This window comes from Selenomonas ruminantium subsp. ruminantium ATCC 12561 (assembly GCF_000424065.1).
GTDB lineage: Bacteria > Bacillota > Negativicutes > Selenomonadales > Selenomonadaceae > Selenomonas_A > Selenomonas_A ruminantium.
Genome location: NZ_AUJE01000020.1, coordinates 1 through 15,324 on the forward strand (window position 1 = coordinate 1; position 15,324 = coordinate 15,324).

The following is a 15,324-nucleotide window of genomic DNA, read 5'->3' on the forward strand; positions in this document are numbered from 1 at the left end:
GCATGGTAATTCTCCTCGTAATTGAGGAACTTCTTTTCCTTGAAATAGTATTGCCTGATGTTGTAGAGAGCCACATTGTACAGGTTATTGCTGTACTGGCACATCTCCCTGAGCATAGCATACTCTTCCTTGGAGAGTTTTCGGATTACATTCGATTGAGTTAGATACATCTTGTTACACCTCCTTTCTTACTATATACATATTATATGGCAAAAAAACAGTTGGCAAGACTATCTACGTTGTTTTGTAGATTGAGCGGGCATCGAACCCGCTCAATCTACCGCCATTCATCTCCCACCTAAGAGGAAGGCGTCTTCTGGCGGGGGCGATAAAAAAGCGTTTTTTACATTTTTTTCTGTGGCATTGTTTCAAATTGAGTTGGAATTCATGCCAAACTTTGTAACAATGTATCAGAGTTCTGGCAATCTACTGTCTGTCTGGATAGGGGGTGATACAATAAGAATCAAGAAGGAGTGTGACAGAATTGAATTATCTGGCTTATGATGTGGGCGGCAGTAGTGTGAAGTATGCTTTGGTTGATGCGAGTGGAAATTTGCAGGAAAAGGGAAGCTTTGCGACACCGGCAACTTTGGAACAGTTCTATCAGGCAGTTGTGCAGGTACGGCAGAAATTGAGCAAGGGCAGGGAAATCTACGGGGCTGGTTTCAGCATGCCGGGGGCAGTCAATAATATGACAGGGATTATCGGCGGCAGCAGTGCCTTGGACTACATCCATGATTTCCCCATTCGGCAGACGTTGTCGGAGCGGCTGGGCATGATGGTCACGATTGAAAATGATGCCAACTGTGCGGCTTTGGGCGAAGCATGGACAGGCGCTGGACGTGAGTATCAGAACCTGGCTTATTTCGTGATTGGTACGGGGGTTGGTGGCGCTTTGGTTCATAATGGGAAAATCATCCATGGCCCGCATCAGCATGGTGGCGAATTTGGTTATATGGTCATGAATGATGACTACGATATTTTGAGTGAAGTGGGGTCTACAGGCGGCCTTTGCCGTCAGCTGGCCAAAATCCGCAACGTGCCGGTGGATACCTATGATGGCCGCAAGGTTTTTGAGCTCAAAGAGCAGGGAGATGCCGATGCAGCCCGTTTGATTGATAATATGTATGAATATCTGGCCCGTGCTGCCTATATCATCCAGTATACCTTTGATCCAGAGGCTATTCTCTTTGGCGGTGCCATCAGCTCTCGTCCAGACTTCATCCCAACCATAAATGAGCACTTGCAGAAAATCCTCATGATTGTAGGCGTGGCTCATGTAAAGCCAAAGCTGTTGCCCTGCCAGCATGGTAATGATGCCAACCTGCTCGGAGCGGTGGCTAATCTGCATAGATAATAGAATAGAAATGATTGAAAAATTATATAGATAGGAATGTGTGAAATATTTTTACGTATAAGTAGTATAGGCAGGAAAAAAGCCCTATTCATGGCGAATTATTCCTTGAGGTGATAACCATGGATAAATATGCATTGGAACGTGCCCGTGGCTGCATGACGGCAGCAGGGCTTTTCTTTAAGCCCGGGGCAGAGGATATTTCGCAGGTAATCGAATTAGGCCTGCGCACAGAGGAAGAACCTATAGCTATTTATGAATCTTGTACTAAGCGGACTACTGCAGATAAGAGTGTGCTGGCCATGACCTCACTGATTATTTTCTTTTTGGTTCGGGATGGTGCGACGGTCAAGAAAGCCTGTATGTCTGCATGGAAAATTGCAGATAAATTTAATGATCCCATTATTCAAGCTGTTTCCAATGCTTTAATGGCTGCGGAAAAACCGAGGGTTCGCGGGAAATTGGTAGCAGGTTTTTTATCTTCCCAAAAGTTGCAGGATAAATTAAGTTTGGCGATATATCTTAATCTGATTAAAATGGAAGATACATTTCGGGCGCATATGCAGGAACTCAGTAAGCAGCCGGACAATGAAACACGCATTATGGGGGCTGCTTTTGCTGGTGCTGTCTATGGGTTGAAGGAAGTAAATGCTGCGGGGAAACCTGCGGTTTAAATGGATAGCGGGAGAAATTACCTACAATAGTAGCAGATATCGGCTATGAGAGCTAAAAGAAGGGCTGTGTATAAGTGTGATTTCACACTTATGCAACAGTCCTGCCTTTTTTTATTGGGAATGGCGTATTTTCTGCTAGCTATTTTTACGAAATATACAGAATAAAACGAAAATTACTTAATGAAAATCTTTTCCATTTGTAAATGAGAATCCTTGACAAGTGTGATTGATATGCGTTATCATAACTTAAGTAGAAATAATCTCATAATTTATCAAGTAATCTTATTAGGAGGCGTTGATTTTGACACTGAAAGACGGTAAAACCGGCATGACGCTGAAAATTCAGCAGATTGGCGATTCCGACCTCAAGGAAAGATTGATGACCATGGGACTTACCCCGGGCACGAAGGTTAAGGTTCTGCGCAGTGCTCCGTTGGGTGACCCTATTGCTATCGGTGTTCGTTCTTACAATCTGGCTCTGCGTCGCGATGATGCAGCCAAGGTTCAGGTGCAGCAGGTAAACTAAATCGCAACAGTAAATACGAATGAACAGAGGAGATGTGTAAATAACAATGTCAACTTTAGCAGTAGCACTTACCGGTAATCCCAATGTGGGTAAATCCACAATTTTCAACGAGCTCACCGGTGCTCGTCAGAAAATCGGCAACTGGCCGGGGGTTACGGTAGATAAAAAAGTCGGTTACACCCGCCATAAGGACCGTGCCATTTCCATCGTGGACTTGCCGGGTACGTACAGCATCAATGCCCGCTCCCCGGAAGAAAAAATCGTTATTGATTATCTCATGAACACGAAGCTTGACCTCGTGGTGGATGTGGTGGATAGCTCCAATCTCGAGCGTAACTTGTTCTTGACCATTCAGCTGCTCGAACAGGGCATTCCCCTTCTCATTGACCTCAACATGCAGGACGATGCAGAGCGCCGCGGCATCAAGGTGGACTGCCGCAAGATGGAAGATGCGCTGGGCATGCCGGTGGTAGAAACCGTGGGCCGCAGCAGCAAGAGCACCAAGAAACTTCTGGATGTCTTTACCACTACGGTGATGGCTAACTACCAGCCCAGTGACCGCGTAAAGGCGCATATCGCCAAGGTGGAAGAAATCAAGGCCAGCAGCAAGAGCAAGGAGCAGAAGAACGAAGAAATCATCGAGGCCCGCTATGCGTTGATTGATACGGTGGTGGCAGATGCTGTAACCGCCAGCAATGTAGGTGCGAGCACTTCGGAAAAGATGGATAAATTCCTGGCTAATGGCATTTTGGCACTGCCGATTTTCTTGGCTATCATGTATGCGGTATTTAATATCACATTTGAATGGATTGGCCAGCCGATTGCCGATGCTTTGGATGCAGCCATCAATGAGGATTTCCTCGATTTTGCCAAGGAATCCTTGGAAGCAGCAGGTGTGGCTGACTGGATGGTATCTCTCGTCTGCGATGGCGTTATCGCCGGCGTGGGTGCCGTGCTCACCTTTGTACCGCTGATTTTCGTGCTGTTCTTCTGCCTGTCCTTCCTCGATGGCACGGGTTATATGGCTCGCATTGCCTTCATCATGGACCCGATTATGCGTCGCTGCGGTCTCACAGGTAAAGGCGTTATGCCGTTGATGATGGGCTTTGGCTGCGCTGTGCCTGCTGTTATGGGTGCGCGTGCTTTGGATTCGGAAAAAGACCGTATGGTTTCCATTATGGTTACGCCGTTTTTGACCTGTGGTGCAAAACTACCGATTATGGCGCTGTTTGCGGCCATGTTCTTCCCGGATAATGCCGCTAATGTGGTCTTTGCGATGTACATCATCGGTGTAATCATGGCGATTGTTGCCGCAAAAATCCTCGGCAGTTCCGTATTTAAGGATGGCGGGTCCACGTTCCTGCTCGAACTTCCGCCGTATCGTATGCCGGATATGAAGACGGTTCTTTTGGAAACCTGGGATAAGGGTAAGGGCTACCTCGTCAAAGCCGGTACCATTATCTTTGCCGCTTCTGTTCTGCTGTGGGTAATGTCCAACTACAACTTCGATGGTCCCTGCGAAATCAACGAATCCATCTTGGCAACGCTGGGTAACTGGATGAGCACGCTCTTTGTGTTCCATGGTTTTGCCACCTGGGAAGCCGGTGCAGCCCTGCTCTCCGGTATCATGGCCAAGGAAACCGTGGTAGCTACTATCGGTATCCTTTATGGTGCTGATGAAGTTTCCACGGAAGCAGAAGATGCTGTGGAAACGGCAGATACCCTGTTGGAAACGGGCATGGCAACGAGCTTTACGGCTCTGTCCGCTTTTGCCTTCATGATTTTCTCGCAGCTGTACACTCCGTGCGTAACGGCTTTGGGGACGATTAAGAAAGAAGCCGGCGGCTGGAAGTGGATGGGCTTCTCCGCTGTATATATGTTTGCTATTGCCTGGGTGGTTTCCCTGCTGGTTTACCAGATTGGCAGCCTCTTAGGTTTCTGATGGGAGGAATGACTATGGCAACCTATATTGTAGGTTTAGTATTGGCTGTTGCCCTGTTCTTTGCCTTGAAACATGTATATCATAACTTTGTTTCCGGGCATAACGATTGCTGTGGCAGTGAAAGCGGCGGCTGCGGTTGTGGCTGTGCTGAGTGCCATAGTGCAAAACATTAAACCGTTACGGTTTACATCGATAAAGTAAGACGCCCGTGGGCTGGTAATGGCTTTCCTCTGCTTAGACAAGCTTGTCAAACGCGACGGAAAGTCATTACCAGCCCACGGGCTTTATTGCGTAGCAAATGGTTATCAGCCAGTAGGACACAGGGCGAGGTTGGTTTGTGGGGGGGATTTTTCAATCAATATGGGGATGGATTTTTAAGCGGATTTTAAGAAAATATTCAGATAGATTTCAGTTGCTGGGGGTAAAATAAACACATGATTTCAGCAGGAGAAAATAGCTTTCTGTTGAAATGATAATTTGGATGGAAAAGTCCATCGAAGTGTAAAATTTTATAGTAGGAGGCAGAGTGTATGAGGATCAGCAAGTTGCGAAACATGTCAAAGTCGCTATTCTGGGGTGACAGACCTTTACCGGAGGACTCTGAGATGAAGGGGGTTATCGAAACCGACAATGGGCGGACAGGAATTCTGCTCAAACTGAAAAATGGAATGTATGTGCTGGGGACGGCAGGTACGCTTTCCAAGTTGAATCAGGAGAAAATTCGGCATAAGCTGAAAGAAGCATAGGTGATAGCCAATAGATTTTCTGTGACAAAGGCACAGACCAACAGCCCTTTCTGCACTATAATAACCATTGTGTATTATAGTCAGAAAGGGCTGTTTTGATGAGTGAAATGGTAGGGAAAAAATTATCCCCCCGTCATGCGGTGGTGGACATAGCGGCTTGTGTGGCCTGTGGTACCTGTGAGGATGTTTGTCCCCGCGGTGCTATCCATATTTATCAGGGGCAGTATGCCAAAGTACAGGAAGAACGCTGTGTAGGCTGCGGCAAATGTGCCCAGGAATGTCCGGCTTCGCTTATCCAAGTGGAGGTGCGGGCATGAATAAGCATTGGTATCATTATTTATGGATTTGGTCACTTATCTACTTTGGTATGGGCTTTTTCAATATTCTCTTTGCCTGGATGGGGTTAATCAGCTTTGCCCTGCCCTTGATTATGGCGATTGGCTTTGGCAATAAACTCTTCTGCAACCGCTATTGTGACAGAGGGCAGACGCTTAGAGCATTGGGGCAGCTTGGCTTTTCCCGGCGGCGGGATATGCCGGCGTGGATGAAAAGCAAGGCGTTTCGCTATGGTTTTATGCTGTTCTTCTTCGGCATGTTTGGCAGTGTTCTCTATACCACATGGTTGGTGTACAGTGGGGCAGAGTCCTTGCAGCAGGTCGTGTCGCTTCTCTGGACGTTCCATTTTCCTTGGGAATGGGCTTACAGTGGTGCGGTTTCGCCGTGGACGGCGCAGTTTGCCTTTGGGCTCTACAGTCTGATGCTGACCTCGGAGGTCATTGCGCTGATTACCATGCTGTTGTTCCGCCCGCGTTCCTGGTGTGTGTACTGTCCTATGGGGACGCTTACACAGTTGATATGTCAGGCAAAGGCGGGAAAAACGCAATAATCCATAGCTAACCATTTTTTAGCGGATAAATATCGGTGATTGCTGAAAATCGTTGCGGGGCGATTTTTTTTCGCAGGTCAGCTGGCGCAGTTCCGTAGCCAGCGTGTCCAGCCGTAACATTTGTTCCAAAGGCGTGAGGTCTGTTTGTACTTCGCGCCTTTTTGTGGTGGTCAGGTATTGGCTGGTTTTGGTAATCAAGGGGAGGGAACTTTGGGCCTTTATCTCCCGCAGAATCGTTTTGCCCTGAGGGCTTACGGCCAGCAGACGGGCGTAGAGGGGGCCTGTCTGGTCAAATAAGGCAATGCTGTCCTTATCTATGTTCATTAAGAGATAAAGCAGAGTGCGGGCAATGCGGCTGGCGGGATAGCGTTTAGTCGTGACAGCCTGAATTAGCTCCTGCCAGTTGTCAGCTGTTTTTGCGCAGTCAAGGATACGGTTTTCCAGCCCTTCATTGATGCCGTAGATGTTCTGCAGGCGGGGAAGGTTACTGGTCAAAAGTTTGGCCTGCAGGGGCAGATAGAGCCGGTTCATTTTGGGGAGCTGACTGGTCAAATTTTGACTGGTCAATTCCTGGCTGGCTGGTGGCATAACGGCTTTCAAGTCAGATAGGTTTTCCCTGCGGTATAAGGCATGCCGGATGGCGGTGGCGCTCGCAAGGTTTCCGTTGATTTTTTCTTCATGATAGCCTGCGCCCTGACGGGGAATAAGCAACGGGCGGATATCGGAGCTTAGCAGGCGCAGACTGCGCAGGTATTCGATGGCCAAAATATTATTGGGCTGTTTAATCAGCGCAGTGATTTCCGTGTCTAAATCCAGTGCTGCACTGATGGCCTGTGCATAGGAAAGGCCGCTGGCAATATGGGCATGGAGTTTTTCCTGGAAGGCTTTATCGTCCAGCTGCAGGGCAATGTTTTGCAATATGGACAGGTCAGCGCATTCTGCACCAAAGGCCAGCTGATTGACAATGCCCAGCCGGTTTAATAAGGTCACTCCGCCGCGGGCAAAGTCCTGAGCACTGCGGCAGGCAAAGGCAAAGGGCAGTTCGAGTACGATATCACAACCGCTTTTTACCGCAGTTTCCGCCCGTTGCCATTTGTCAAAGATTGCAGCCTCCCCGCGTTGGGTAAAACTGCCGCTCATGACGGCGATAATCAGGGACTCGTCCTGTGCTTTTATTTTTTTGATTTGGTAAAGATGCCCATTGTGAAAGGGATTATATTCGGCAATAATGCCCGTGACGTTCATATTCCTGCCTCCGTAATCGTATTGATTCCAGTTTAACATGGTTTGCAATCGTAGAAAAGTATTGAGCCATAGCCGTAAATATGTTATGGTAGTTAAATATAAACAGAGTACAGCTATAGGCATTAAGAGGTGGATGCTATTTTGGATAAAAAGACAGTAGCCGTGGCGATGAGCGGCGGTGTGGACAGTTCTCTGACAGCGGCCTTGCTGGCCGAGCAGGGATATAAGGTAATCGGCATTACCATGCTGCTGACGGAGGAAGGCCGCAGTGAAACGGTCAATGTGGCGGCAGGTGAAGAACCGGACTGTGTGCGGGATGCCAAGAAAGTGGCAGCAGCTTTGGGCATTGAACATCATACGGTGGATTTTCGCAAAGAATTTCAAGCAAATGTTATTGACTATTTCCTGAGCGAATATGCCAAGGGGCGTACGCCGAATCCCTGCGTGATGTGCAATCCGTCCATGAAATTCGGCCTGTTGCTGGATAAGGCCAGAGAATTAGGTGCAGACTTTTTAGCCACGGGTCATTATGCCCGCATTGGTCAGCTGGAAAACGGCCGTTATGTGGTGAAAAAAGGTCTGGACGAGCATAAAGACCAGTCCTATGCTTTGCATCGTTTGCCGCAAACGTCCTTGCAGCATATTCTGTTGCCATTGGGGGATATGACTAAGGAGCATGTGCGGGAATTGGCGGAGAAGATGGATTTGCCAGTGGCGCATAAAGCCGAAAGTCAGGAAATCTGCTTTGTGCCCCATGATGATTACAAGGCATTTTTACAAAAGCACCGGCCCAAGTGCTTGCGCAAGGGCAATATCGTCAACGATGAAGGAAAAGTGCTGGGCAGGCATAACGGCGTGCCACTTTATACCATTGGCCAGCGCAAGGGGCTGGGCATTGCGGCACCGGAACCACTCTATGTGCATAAGCTCGATATGCAGCACAATGAAGTGGTCGTGGGCGGCAACACTTCCGTCTTTGCCAAAGGGCTTTTGGCGAGTGATGCCAACTGGATTGCCATTGATAAATTGGAGGACGGTATGGAATTTGGCGCCAAAATCCGCTATGGCAAGCGTGAGGCGCAGGCAAGGCTCTCTATGCAGGCAGATGGTCTGCTTAAAGTGGAATTTGCTGAACCACAGCGGGCGGTTACGCCAGGACAGTTTGTGGTATTCTATGATGATGATGTACTCGTGGGCGGCGCCATGATTGAGCAGGCTATTAATGACTGAATTTGACTGTTTAGCAGGATTTTTTCCTTTGATGGCGAATGATACAAATATATAGGATCAAAATTAAAGGAAGGATTTTATGACCTTAGATTCCAGTAACGAAGTTGTAGCGATTTTATACGATATTGAAAATGCGCCGTTTGAAATGCTGAATTACACCTTGGGCAAAGCGCGGCGCTATCAGCCCTGCCGAACCATTGTGGTCTCCGACTGGGAGGCGCGTCCGGAGCAGAAGCGCTGGGAAAAACTCATGCGCCGTCCCGGCTTTACCTTCCGGCAAATTAGCCGTACTTATCACGGGAAGAATTCTCTTGATTCAGCTATTTACGATTCGGCCAAGCTCCTTTATGATGAAGGTGTGCGGCGGTTCTTTATCATCACCACGGATTCGGATTTCGTGCGGATAGCGGAATATCTGAATTCGGATACGCCGTCTTATATCATCGGCGTGGGCACGAAGCAGGCCAGCGAAACGCTGCGCAATGCTTATGATGAGTTTATGGTTTACCCGCCGGAGGAAAAAGAGAAAAAGCCTGCCCGTAAGCCAAAGGCCGTTAAGGACGAGGCAAAACAGGAGAAGAAGACGACTAAAGCGGCAAAGGAAACAACGGCAACGAAAACGGCAAAGACGGTAAAAGAGACGAAAGCGGCCAAAACAGCGAAAATGGAAAAAGCCGTAAAGACGGCGAAAAACGCTAAAGCGGCCAAGTCAGAGGATAATGCTGCTTTGTCGGAGGGCAACTTGACCGTCAAGCTGCCTCGTACTTTGCGTGAGACTTTGCAGGAACGGCAGGCGGCTGAAGGTGTGTCGATAGATGAATTGGTGACGTATTTACTGATGCGGGGTATGGCCCGCTGGGTGGAGGACTGAGTAGATGAAACGGCAGGAACAGGTACTTTTTTATCAATTTCAGGATGACGAAAAATTGGCGTTGGCCTGCAAGACCCTCCATAAAATGGGCATCGTGACCAAAATCCTGCAGCCGGAGGATTGGCGGGAAAAGGTGGGCTATTTATTGGGCGCCAAAGGATTTCAGCCCTCCAAGGCTAAAGACGAGGATAACTTTGTCTTTCCCCATGAGGTCATGGTGCTCCAGAATATCCGCAACAAACGCTTGGATGAAGTTCTATTGGCGCTTAAAGATGCCGGTGTGCCTCATATCCGCTTTAAGGCGGTGGTGACGCCGTTCAATACACTGTGGACCCTCAGAAGATTGTGTGAAACGATGCAGAAGGAACACGGCGCGTTGGCGGAACAGGCGAATTAAAGACAGGTATTGCAGGCTTTAGGCTGTTCAAGTTGAACGCTCTCTTGGCTTGAAATATGTATCTATAGGTTGTATAATATGCATAAAGAAATGGCTGGTGTGTAGCAGCGCCGGTCACTTCCCGTTATCTAGAATGTGAGGAAGGCCGCACCGCTTAACAAGCGGTCTTTTTCATATTACAAAGTAATTTCTTACCTGAATAATCCTAAGACGGCAACAATCAGCGTCAGGCCAGCTATCAACAAGGACAGCTTTTCATATAGCGTCATGGTTACCACCTCCCCAGCGGGAAGACCGACTCACCAACCGTAAAATATTATAGCACAGGAATACAGCGGGGAAAAGGTTAAAAAGAAACCGCTGTTTTTGACACGTCTGAGAAAAAAACGTATACTATCAATTAGTAGTTTTTAGTGGATAGCAAACGGAGATATAGTTAGATGAAACAAGATGATTTGGATAAGACGCAGTTAATGCGTCCTGTTGACGGGCAGAGGTCAGATGACGAGCGAAAGTTCGATACCCAGCCGTTGCCACGGATTGAAGATAATACGGAGCGGCTGGACAGCGGCTATCGCGGCGTGCGGGAACTGCCGCCGGAGGAGATACCGCCCTGTGTGGAAAAGACGAAGGGGAAACCGTTTTTCACCGCAGGTAAGAAGCGAGGCATACTTTTGGCCATTTGCTTTGTGGCAGCGCTTTTTGGCGGTTTTATGCTGGCTGGTTACAGTCAGGACCAGTCTGAGGCCAAGCAGAATCAGCAGCAGATGGAACGTCAGCAGATGCAGGCAAGGGAACAGAAGCTGGCTGACCAGGAGGCAGACCTCAAGGCACGCCGTCAGGAATTGGAGCGGCAGAAACAGGCGTTGCAGGAGCGTGAGCGCGAGTTGGAGGATATGTCCAGCCGAGCCAAGGGGCGCAATGAGGAAATCAGCAAGGAAGCGCCTGGTTCTGCATTAGGCAAGCTGGTAGATAAAGTTACCGGTAAAGAAGCCAAGCGGCAGGAGAAGCTGCAGGAAAACGAGAAGGTTTCCGCGCAGGCAGACAGCGATGTAGCGAAGCTGAAGCAGTCCATTGCCGAGGCCCAGAGCATGCTCGATAATGTGGATGCCAAGCTGGACACGGTGGCAGAAATGCAGCAGGAGACCGGCAGGATTAAAGCCAAGGCTGAGAGCGCCTATGCAGAAAACAAGGACGTTATCGACAAAGCGGTTTATTATGCTCGGACGGGAGCAGATTTCCTGTCCAAGTGGCTGTCTGAATAAACAATCATGAAGGGAGTAAAAACGTTGAAGAAGTATGCATTATTAATCATGGCAATTTTATTGATGGGATTGGTGGCTGGCTGTGGTCAGCAGGAGGCCAAGAAGGATTTACAGCCCTTGAATATCGGCCTGATGCCGGATACGGATTCCCTGCCGTTTATCATCGCGCAGGAAAAGGGATATTTTAAGGAAGAAGGTCTGGAGGTCAACATTCAGCAGTATAAGAGTGCCATGGACCGAGATTCAGCGCTGCAGAGCGGCAATCTGGACGGGGCAATCTCGGATATGTTGGCCGTGGCTTTTGCTAAAGACGGCGGCTTCAACGTGAAGGTAACGTCCTTCACCGATGGCAGTTACAAGCTGATTGCAAGTAAGCAGTCCGGGGCGAAATCCGTAGCTGACCTTAAAGGTCAGGATGTAGCGGTTTCCCGCAACACCATCATTGAGTATGTGACCGACCAGATTTTGGCGAAGGAAAATCTGCCGGAAGACAGCGTAAGCAAGGTGATTATTCCGCAGATTCCCACCCGTTTGGAAATGCTGCAGAATGGCAAATTGGCTGCAGCAACACTGCCGGAGCCGATGGCCAGCATTGCCGTACACAATGGCTGTCAGTTCGTAACGGGGTCTGACGAACTGGGCATCAATCCCGGCGTCATCATGTTTACGGCCAAGACTACGAACGACAGACGGGCAGAAATTGCCGCTATGTATCGCGCTTATAACAAGGCTGTGGATTACCTCAACAACACGCCGCGGGAAGAATACATTGACCTGATTGTGGAAAAAGGCGGTTTCCCGCCGGCTGCCAAAGAAGCCTTGAAGCTGCCGGAATATCATCATGCAACTCTGCCCAAGGAAAGCGATGTGGTGGACTGCGTGAAGTGGCTGCAGGGCAAGGGGCTTATTCAGAAGAATTATACCTACGCCGATTTTGTGGTCGATGTATTGAGCAAGTGATATGATTGAAGTAAAGAATTTAGCTGTTAGCTATTCCGGGTTAAAACAAAAGAATACGGCATTGCAAAATGTCAGCCTGACCGTTCCGCAAGGAACGGTTTGTGCTGTTATAGGCCCTTCCGGCTGTGGAAAGTCCACGCTGCTAAAGGTGGTTGCAGGGCTGATTACTGATTTTACGGGGCAGGTGCGCATTAACGGCGGTGAAGTCAGCCCCAAGAAACTGCGGATTGGCTTTATGCCGCAGAACTACGGCCTGTTGCCCTGGCAGACCGTGGCGGATAATATTCGGCTGGCCTGCCGGATTAAGGATGGCTGGACGGAGGCAAAGACGGCTAAAATGGAGGCTCTGTGCCAAAAACTGGGCATTGAGGATTTGCTCAGCCGCTATCCGCAGGAACTCAGCGGCGGTCAGCAGCAGCGGGTGAGCCTTGCCCGCGTGTTTTTGCTCGAGCCGGATATTTTGCTGATGGATGAACCTTTTTCGGCATTAGATGCCATTACCCGCGAGGAAATGCAGGATGTATTCCGTGACCTTTGGGAGGAGGCTGGCATAACCACAATCCTTGTGACCCATTATGTGGAAGAAGCCTTGTACTTAGGCCAGCAGATTGTACTGATGGCGGGCGGCCAAAATGGCGGCACGGTGGCCGAGGTCATGGAGAATAAATGGCAGGGCAGCCGTGCGTGGAAGACGACAACAGAATTTTTCACCAAGAGTCAGGAACTGAAGGAGAAAATCAAGGCTATGGGGGCGCGGCAGTCATGAGAAACAAAAGCAAAGTAGTTTTGCGTGCCTATCTTTTCGGCGTGCTCTTTTTGCTGCTCCTGTGGCAGCTGACGGCGGCTTTGGTACAGCTGCCCATCATACCGGAGCCCTTGTTGGTCTTTGAACGACTGGGCGAAATTTTTGCGGACAAAATCGCTGTGCACGCCGCGTATAGCCTGTGGCGGATTTTTGCTGGCATTCTGCTGGCGGTATTGGTGGGTTACCCTTTAGGCATTATCATGGGCTATTTTGGCAAGGCAGACCGGTATTTGGCACCGCTTGTATACCTGACCTATCCGATACCGAAGATTGCTCTGCTGCCCATTTTGATGCTTTTGGCAGGGATTGGGGAGCTGTCGAAAATCATCATGATTTTCCTCATTGTGGTATTTCAGATTGTCGTGGCGCTCAGAGATGGTATCCGTGCTATTCCTGCTGAAACCTATTATCCGCTGTATTCTTTGGGGGCGAGGTTCCGGCAGGTGTTCCGCTATATCCTCGTGCCGGCAACTTTGCCGAACTTTATCACGGCTATCCGCGTGGCTATGGCTACGGCGGTATCGGTGCTGTTTTTTACGGAAACCTTCGGCACGCAGTACGGCATGGGCTATTTTATCATGGATGCCTGGCTGCGGGTGAATTATCTGGAGATGTATACGGGTATTGTGATTCTGAGCCTGATGGGGTTATTACTCTTTGGCTTGCTGGATATCCTTGAAGCGCGCCTTTGCCGCTGGCAGATGAAGTGAGGTCGGGATGAGAAAATTAGGAATCTTTCTGTGGGTCTGCATATTGGCTTTGGGTCTTTGCCTGGGTGGCAAAATGGCTTGGGATTTTCTAAATGGGACAGTCGGAGCCACAGGGCCGGCGGCGGTTGCTGTTCATAGCCTTGGCCAGCCTGCACCGGAAACGATGCGGGATATCGAGCAGGCGGCAGCAGCCTTTCCAGAGCTGCTGGAAGAACGTTATCAGGTGAACCTGCAGCATAATGTCGATATCTGGGTCGGTGCGGACACGGGGAAATATGAGGAACTGCTGGTTAAAAAGCTGGGTGTAGAAGAGGAGAAGGTTAAGCCCAAAGCGCAATACACCAGTGGTGAGTCCATGGGCAGGAAGAATATCATTGCGCTGGACGGCGACAAGCAGAAAATGACGGATAAAAGCGAGCGGTACAGCACTACTGGTCACGAGCTTTTTCATCAGCTGCAGTATGAATTGAGTGATGGCCGCAGCGGTTATGAAAACTCCCTCTTTTGGCTGGAGGAAGGCACGGCCGATTATGCCGGCGCATTGCTGGCAGAGAAGATGGGCGGCCGCTCGGTAGAAAAGTGGTATATGGACGATTTGTTTACCCTGCAAAATGCCAAAGAAACAGCCAAAGTAGAAAAACTACAGCGCACTACGGAAGAAGAACGCGTGCAGCTCTTGAGCGGCAAGGCAAAGTATTATACGCTCTCGGATGTGATGGTTTACTATCTGCTGCATCATTATGGCGGCAGCAGCCCGGAGCAGAAAATCATTGCCTACTACAAGGGGCTGGCCAAGGGCGAGGCGGAGCAGGTCTTTGCCCAGGTTTTTGGTGTGGAACTAAGCGCATTTTTGCAGGAGTTTTCTGCCTGGTGGCAGGGCGAACTTAACGCACCGGCGCAGCTGGCTGTGGTGGTGCGGCCGCAGGTAAATGAGTCCGTGGCCCGGCAGTATCGGCAGCATATCGCCCAATCCCGTAAGTGGCTGCAAAATCATTGGGGGCATGATTTGAAGGGGCGCTATAAGCTGGTCTTTGTCAGCGGAGCCGAGGATTATGCTGCGGCTATGCAGGAATATTGCGGTGTCGATGCGGCTGAAGCCCAAAGGACTGCTGCCGACAGCGTCTGGGCAGAAAACAACAGTACGTTGTTTGTCAATGCCGCTAAAATCGATGATTCCCGCCAGTCAATTTTTGTGAGCTCAGCCATGGTCAGCCGTTTGTTTATCCTGCAGCAGCTGGGCAGTGAAGATGTGGGCATGACCTGGCTGCTCAGGGGCATGAGTTATGTGTCCGGTGTGGCGCGGCTGGTCGATGTCGGTGAAGGCAAACTGCCGGATTATCAGCGTGCCTGGCGGCAGGAGCTGCGGAAAAATGCGCCGCTGCTTACGGTGGATAAAATCATGAGCAATGCGGATATGCAAAAGGCTATGGAACAGTATGGCAATGAGCCGGTCAGTCACCTCTGTGAATATGCCGCAGCTGAACTGGTGCGCCGTTATGGCTGGACTGCACTCTATAATTGGCAGTTGGCCGCCCGCAGAAGTGGCGATGGCAAACAGGCCTTTTTGCAGGTGTTTGGCATAACGGCCGCAGACTTTGGTGCGCAGGTGCATATGATGATTTATTGACGGATGACTTATTGACCGCAGTCAGGAGTGAAATTACTCTTGAATAGTGGCGGTGACTTGTGTTATACTAGTTACGTTATTTTGAA

The 15,324-nt window shown here is 49.5% G+C and carries 17 protein-coding genes; 16 read left to right on the forward strand and 1 reads right to left on the reverse strand.

Annotated features, from left to right (window positions below; translation table 11 throughout):
• Nucleotides 1-475: 475 nt before the first annotated feature.
• From G598_RS0108890 to G598_RS0108925, 8 genes are all read left to right on the forward strand, one after another.
• The gene (locus G598_RS0108890) at nt 476-1,357 is read left to right on the forward strand and encodes an ROK family protein (RefSeq protein WP_245582783.1); all 882 of its coding nucleotides are present in this window, start codon (nt 476-478) and stop codon (nt 1,355-1,357) included.
• Between the two features lie 119 nt (nt 1,358-1,476).
• Nucleotides 1,477-2,028, forward strand: coding sequence for a hypothetical protein (locus tag G598_RS0108895; RefSeq protein ID WP_026766670.1), 552 nt, complete (start codon nt 1,477-1,479; stop codon nt 2,026-2,028).
• A gap of 301 nt (nt 2,029-2,329) precedes the next feature.
• Complete coding sequence (locus G598_RS0108900) at nt 2,330-2,554, forward strand: FeoA family protein (RefSeq protein WP_026761104.1); 225 nt, start codon at nt 2,330-2,332, stop codon at nt 2,552-2,554.
• Nucleotides 2,555-2,600: 46 nt separating this feature from the next.
• Entirely contained in the window at nt 2,601-4,496 is a 1,896-nt protein-coding gene (gene feoB / locus G598_RS0108905) for a ferrous iron transport protein B (protein WP_026766671.1), read from the forward strand.
• 14 nt (nt 4,497-4,510) lie between these two features.
• A complete protein-coding gene (locus G598_RS19505; protein ID WP_102012091.1) occupies nt 4,511-4,669 on the forward strand; it encodes a FeoB-associated Cys-rich membrane protein in 159 nt (52 codons plus the stop codon).
• 357 nt (nt 4,670-5,026) lie between these two features.
• The gene (locus tag G598_RS19745) at nt 5,027-5,242 is read left to right on the forward strand and encodes a hypothetical protein (protein ID WP_169534981.1); all 216 of its coding nucleotides are present in this window, start codon (nt 5,027-5,029) and stop codon (nt 5,240-5,242) included.
• A 98-nt stretch (nt 5,243-5,340) separates the two neighbouring features.
• On the forward strand, nt 5,341-5,559 hold the full coding sequence (locus G598_RS0108920) for a 4Fe-4S binding protein (protein ID WP_245582784.1): 219 nt from the start codon (nt 5,341-5,343) through the stop codon (nt 5,557-5,559).
• Nucleotides 5,556-6,128, forward strand: a complete 573-nt coding sequence (locus G598_RS0108925) for a hypothetical protein (RefSeq protein WP_026766673.1) — start codon at nt 5,556-5,558, stop codon at nt 6,126-6,128. Before G598_RS0108920 ends, G598_RS0108925 begins: the two co-directional genes overlap by 4 nt.
• Nucleotides 6,129-6,146: 18 nt before the next feature.
• Here G598_RS0108925 and G598_RS0108930 read toward each other — a convergent pair whose 3' ends face one another.
• Complete coding sequence (locus G598_RS0108930) at nt 6,147-7,373, reverse strand: nucleotidyltransferase (protein ID WP_026766674.1); 1,227 nt, start codon at nt 7,371-7,373, stop codon at nt 6,147-6,149.
• A 141-nt stretch (nt 7,374-7,514) separates the two neighbouring features.
• Here G598_RS0108930 and mnmA point away from each other — a divergent pair, with 141 nt between their 5' ends.
• The 8 genes from mnmA (at nt 7,515) to G598_RS0108970 (ending at nt 15,238) form a co-directional block, all read left to right on the forward strand.
• Nucleotides 7,515-8,603, forward strand: coding sequence for a tRNA 2-thiouridine(34) synthase MnmA (mnmA, locus tag G598_RS0108935; protein ID WP_026766675.1), 1,089 nt, complete (start codon nt 7,515-7,517; stop codon nt 8,601-8,603).
• A gap of 79 nt (nt 8,604-8,682) precedes the next feature.
• Nucleotides 8,683-9,474 carry an NYN domain-containing protein gene (locus G598_RS0108940; protein ID WP_026766676.1) on the forward strand — a complete coding sequence of 264 codons (792 nt, stop codon included), beginning with the start codon at nt 8,683-8,685 and terminating at the stop codon, nt 9,472-9,474.
• 4 nt (nt 9,475-9,478) lie between these two features.
• Nucleotides 9,479-9,871, forward strand: a complete 393-nt coding sequence (locus tag G598_RS0108945; RefSeq protein ID WP_026766677.1) for a DUF3783 domain-containing protein — start codon at nt 9,479-9,481, stop codon at nt 9,869-9,871.
• A 440-nt stretch (nt 9,872-10,311) separates the two neighbouring features.
• Nucleotides 10,312-11,136: an HlyD family secretion protein gene (locus G598_RS0108950; protein WP_026766678.1), complete on the forward strand. Its 825-nt coding sequence runs from the start codon at nt 10,312-10,314 to the stop codon at nt 11,134-11,136.
• Between the two features lie 6 nt (nt 11,137-11,142).
• Nucleotides 11,143-12,096: an ABC transporter substrate-binding protein gene (locus G598_RS0108955; protein ID WP_051180131.1), complete on the forward strand. Its 954-nt coding sequence runs from the start codon at nt 11,143-11,145 to the stop codon at nt 12,094-12,096.
• Nucleotide 12,097: 1 nt separating this feature from the next.
• Nucleotides 12,098-12,862, forward strand: coding sequence for an ABC transporter ATP-binding protein (locus tag G598_RS0108960; protein WP_026766680.1), 765 nt, complete (start codon nt 12,098-12,100; stop codon nt 12,860-12,862).
• Nucleotides 12,859-13,611 carry an ABC transporter permease gene (locus tag G598_RS0108965; RefSeq protein ID WP_026766681.1) on the forward strand — a complete coding sequence of 251 codons (753 nt, stop codon included), beginning with the start codon at nt 12,859-12,861 and terminating at the stop codon, nt 13,609-13,611. The genes G598_RS0108960 and G598_RS0108965 overlap by 4 nt, the downstream gene beginning before the upstream one ends.
• Before the next feature lie 7 nt (nt 13,612-13,618).
• Nucleotides 13,619-15,238 carry a hypothetical protein gene (locus G598_RS0108970; protein ID WP_026766682.1) on the forward strand — a complete coding sequence of 540 codons (1,620 nt, stop codon included), beginning with the start codon at nt 13,619-13,621 and terminating at the stop codon, nt 15,236-15,238.
• The last annotated feature ends 86 nt before the right edge of the window (nt 15,239-15,324 follow it).

What these genes read in the sequence shown, in the direction of transcription:
- G598_RS19745 (WP_169534981.1), top strand. Translation starts at nt 5,027, where the DNA reads ATGAGGATCAGCAAGTTGCGAAACATGTCAAAGTCGCTATTCTGGGGT.
- G598_RS0108940 (WP_026766676.1), top strand. Translation starts at nt 8,683, where the DNA reads ATGACCTTAGATTCCAGTAACGAAGTTGTAGCGATTTTATACGATATT.
- G598_RS19505 (WP_102012091.1), top strand. Translation starts at nt 4,511, where the DNA reads ATGGCAACCTATATTGTAGGTTTAGTATTGGCTGTTGCCCTGTTCTTT.
- feoB (WP_026766671.1), top strand. Translation starts at nt 2,601, where the DNA reads ATGTCAACTTTAGCAGTAGCACTTACCGGTAATCCCAATGTGGGTAAA.
- G598_RS0108950 (WP_026766678.1), top strand. Translation starts at nt 10,312, where the DNA reads ATGAAACAAGATGATTTGGATAAGACGCAGTTAATGCGTCCTGTTGAC.
- G598_RS0108925 (WP_026766673.1), top strand. Translation starts at nt 5,556, where the DNA reads ATGAATAAGCATTGGTATCATTATTTATGGATTTGGTCACTTATCTAC.
- G598_RS0108895 (WP_026766670.1), top strand. Translation starts at nt 1,477, where the DNA reads ATGGATAAATATGCATTGGAACGTGCCCGTGGCTGCATGACGGCAGCA.
- G598_RS0108970 (WP_026766682.1), top strand. Translation starts at nt 13,619, where the DNA reads ATGAGAAAATTAGGAATCTTTCTGTGGGTCTGCATATTGGCTTTGGGT.
- G598_RS0108920 (WP_245582784.1), top strand. Translation starts at nt 5,341, where the DNA reads ATGAGTGAAATGGTAGGGAAAAAATTATCCCCCCGTCATGCGGTGGTG.
- G598_RS0108945 (WP_026766677.1), top strand. Translation starts at nt 9,479, where the DNA reads ATGAAACGGCAGGAACAGGTACTTTTTTATCAATTTCAGGATGACGAA.
- G598_RS0108965 (WP_026766681.1), top strand. Translation starts at nt 12,859, where the DNA reads ATGAGAAACAAAAGCAAAGTAGTTTTGCGTGCCTATCTTTTCGGCGTG.
- G598_RS0108960 (WP_026766680.1), top strand. Translation starts at nt 12,098, where the DNA reads ATGATTGAAGTAAAGAATTTAGCTGTTAGCTATTCCGGGTTAAAACAA.
- G598_RS0108930 (WP_026766674.1), bottom strand. Translation starts at nt 7,373, where the DNA reads ATGAACGTCACGGGCATTATTGCCGAATATAATCCCTTTCACAATGGG.
- G598_RS0108955 (WP_051180131.1), top strand. Translation starts at nt 11,143, where the DNA reads ATGAAGGGAGTAAAAACGTTGAAGAAGTATGCATTATTAATCATGGCA.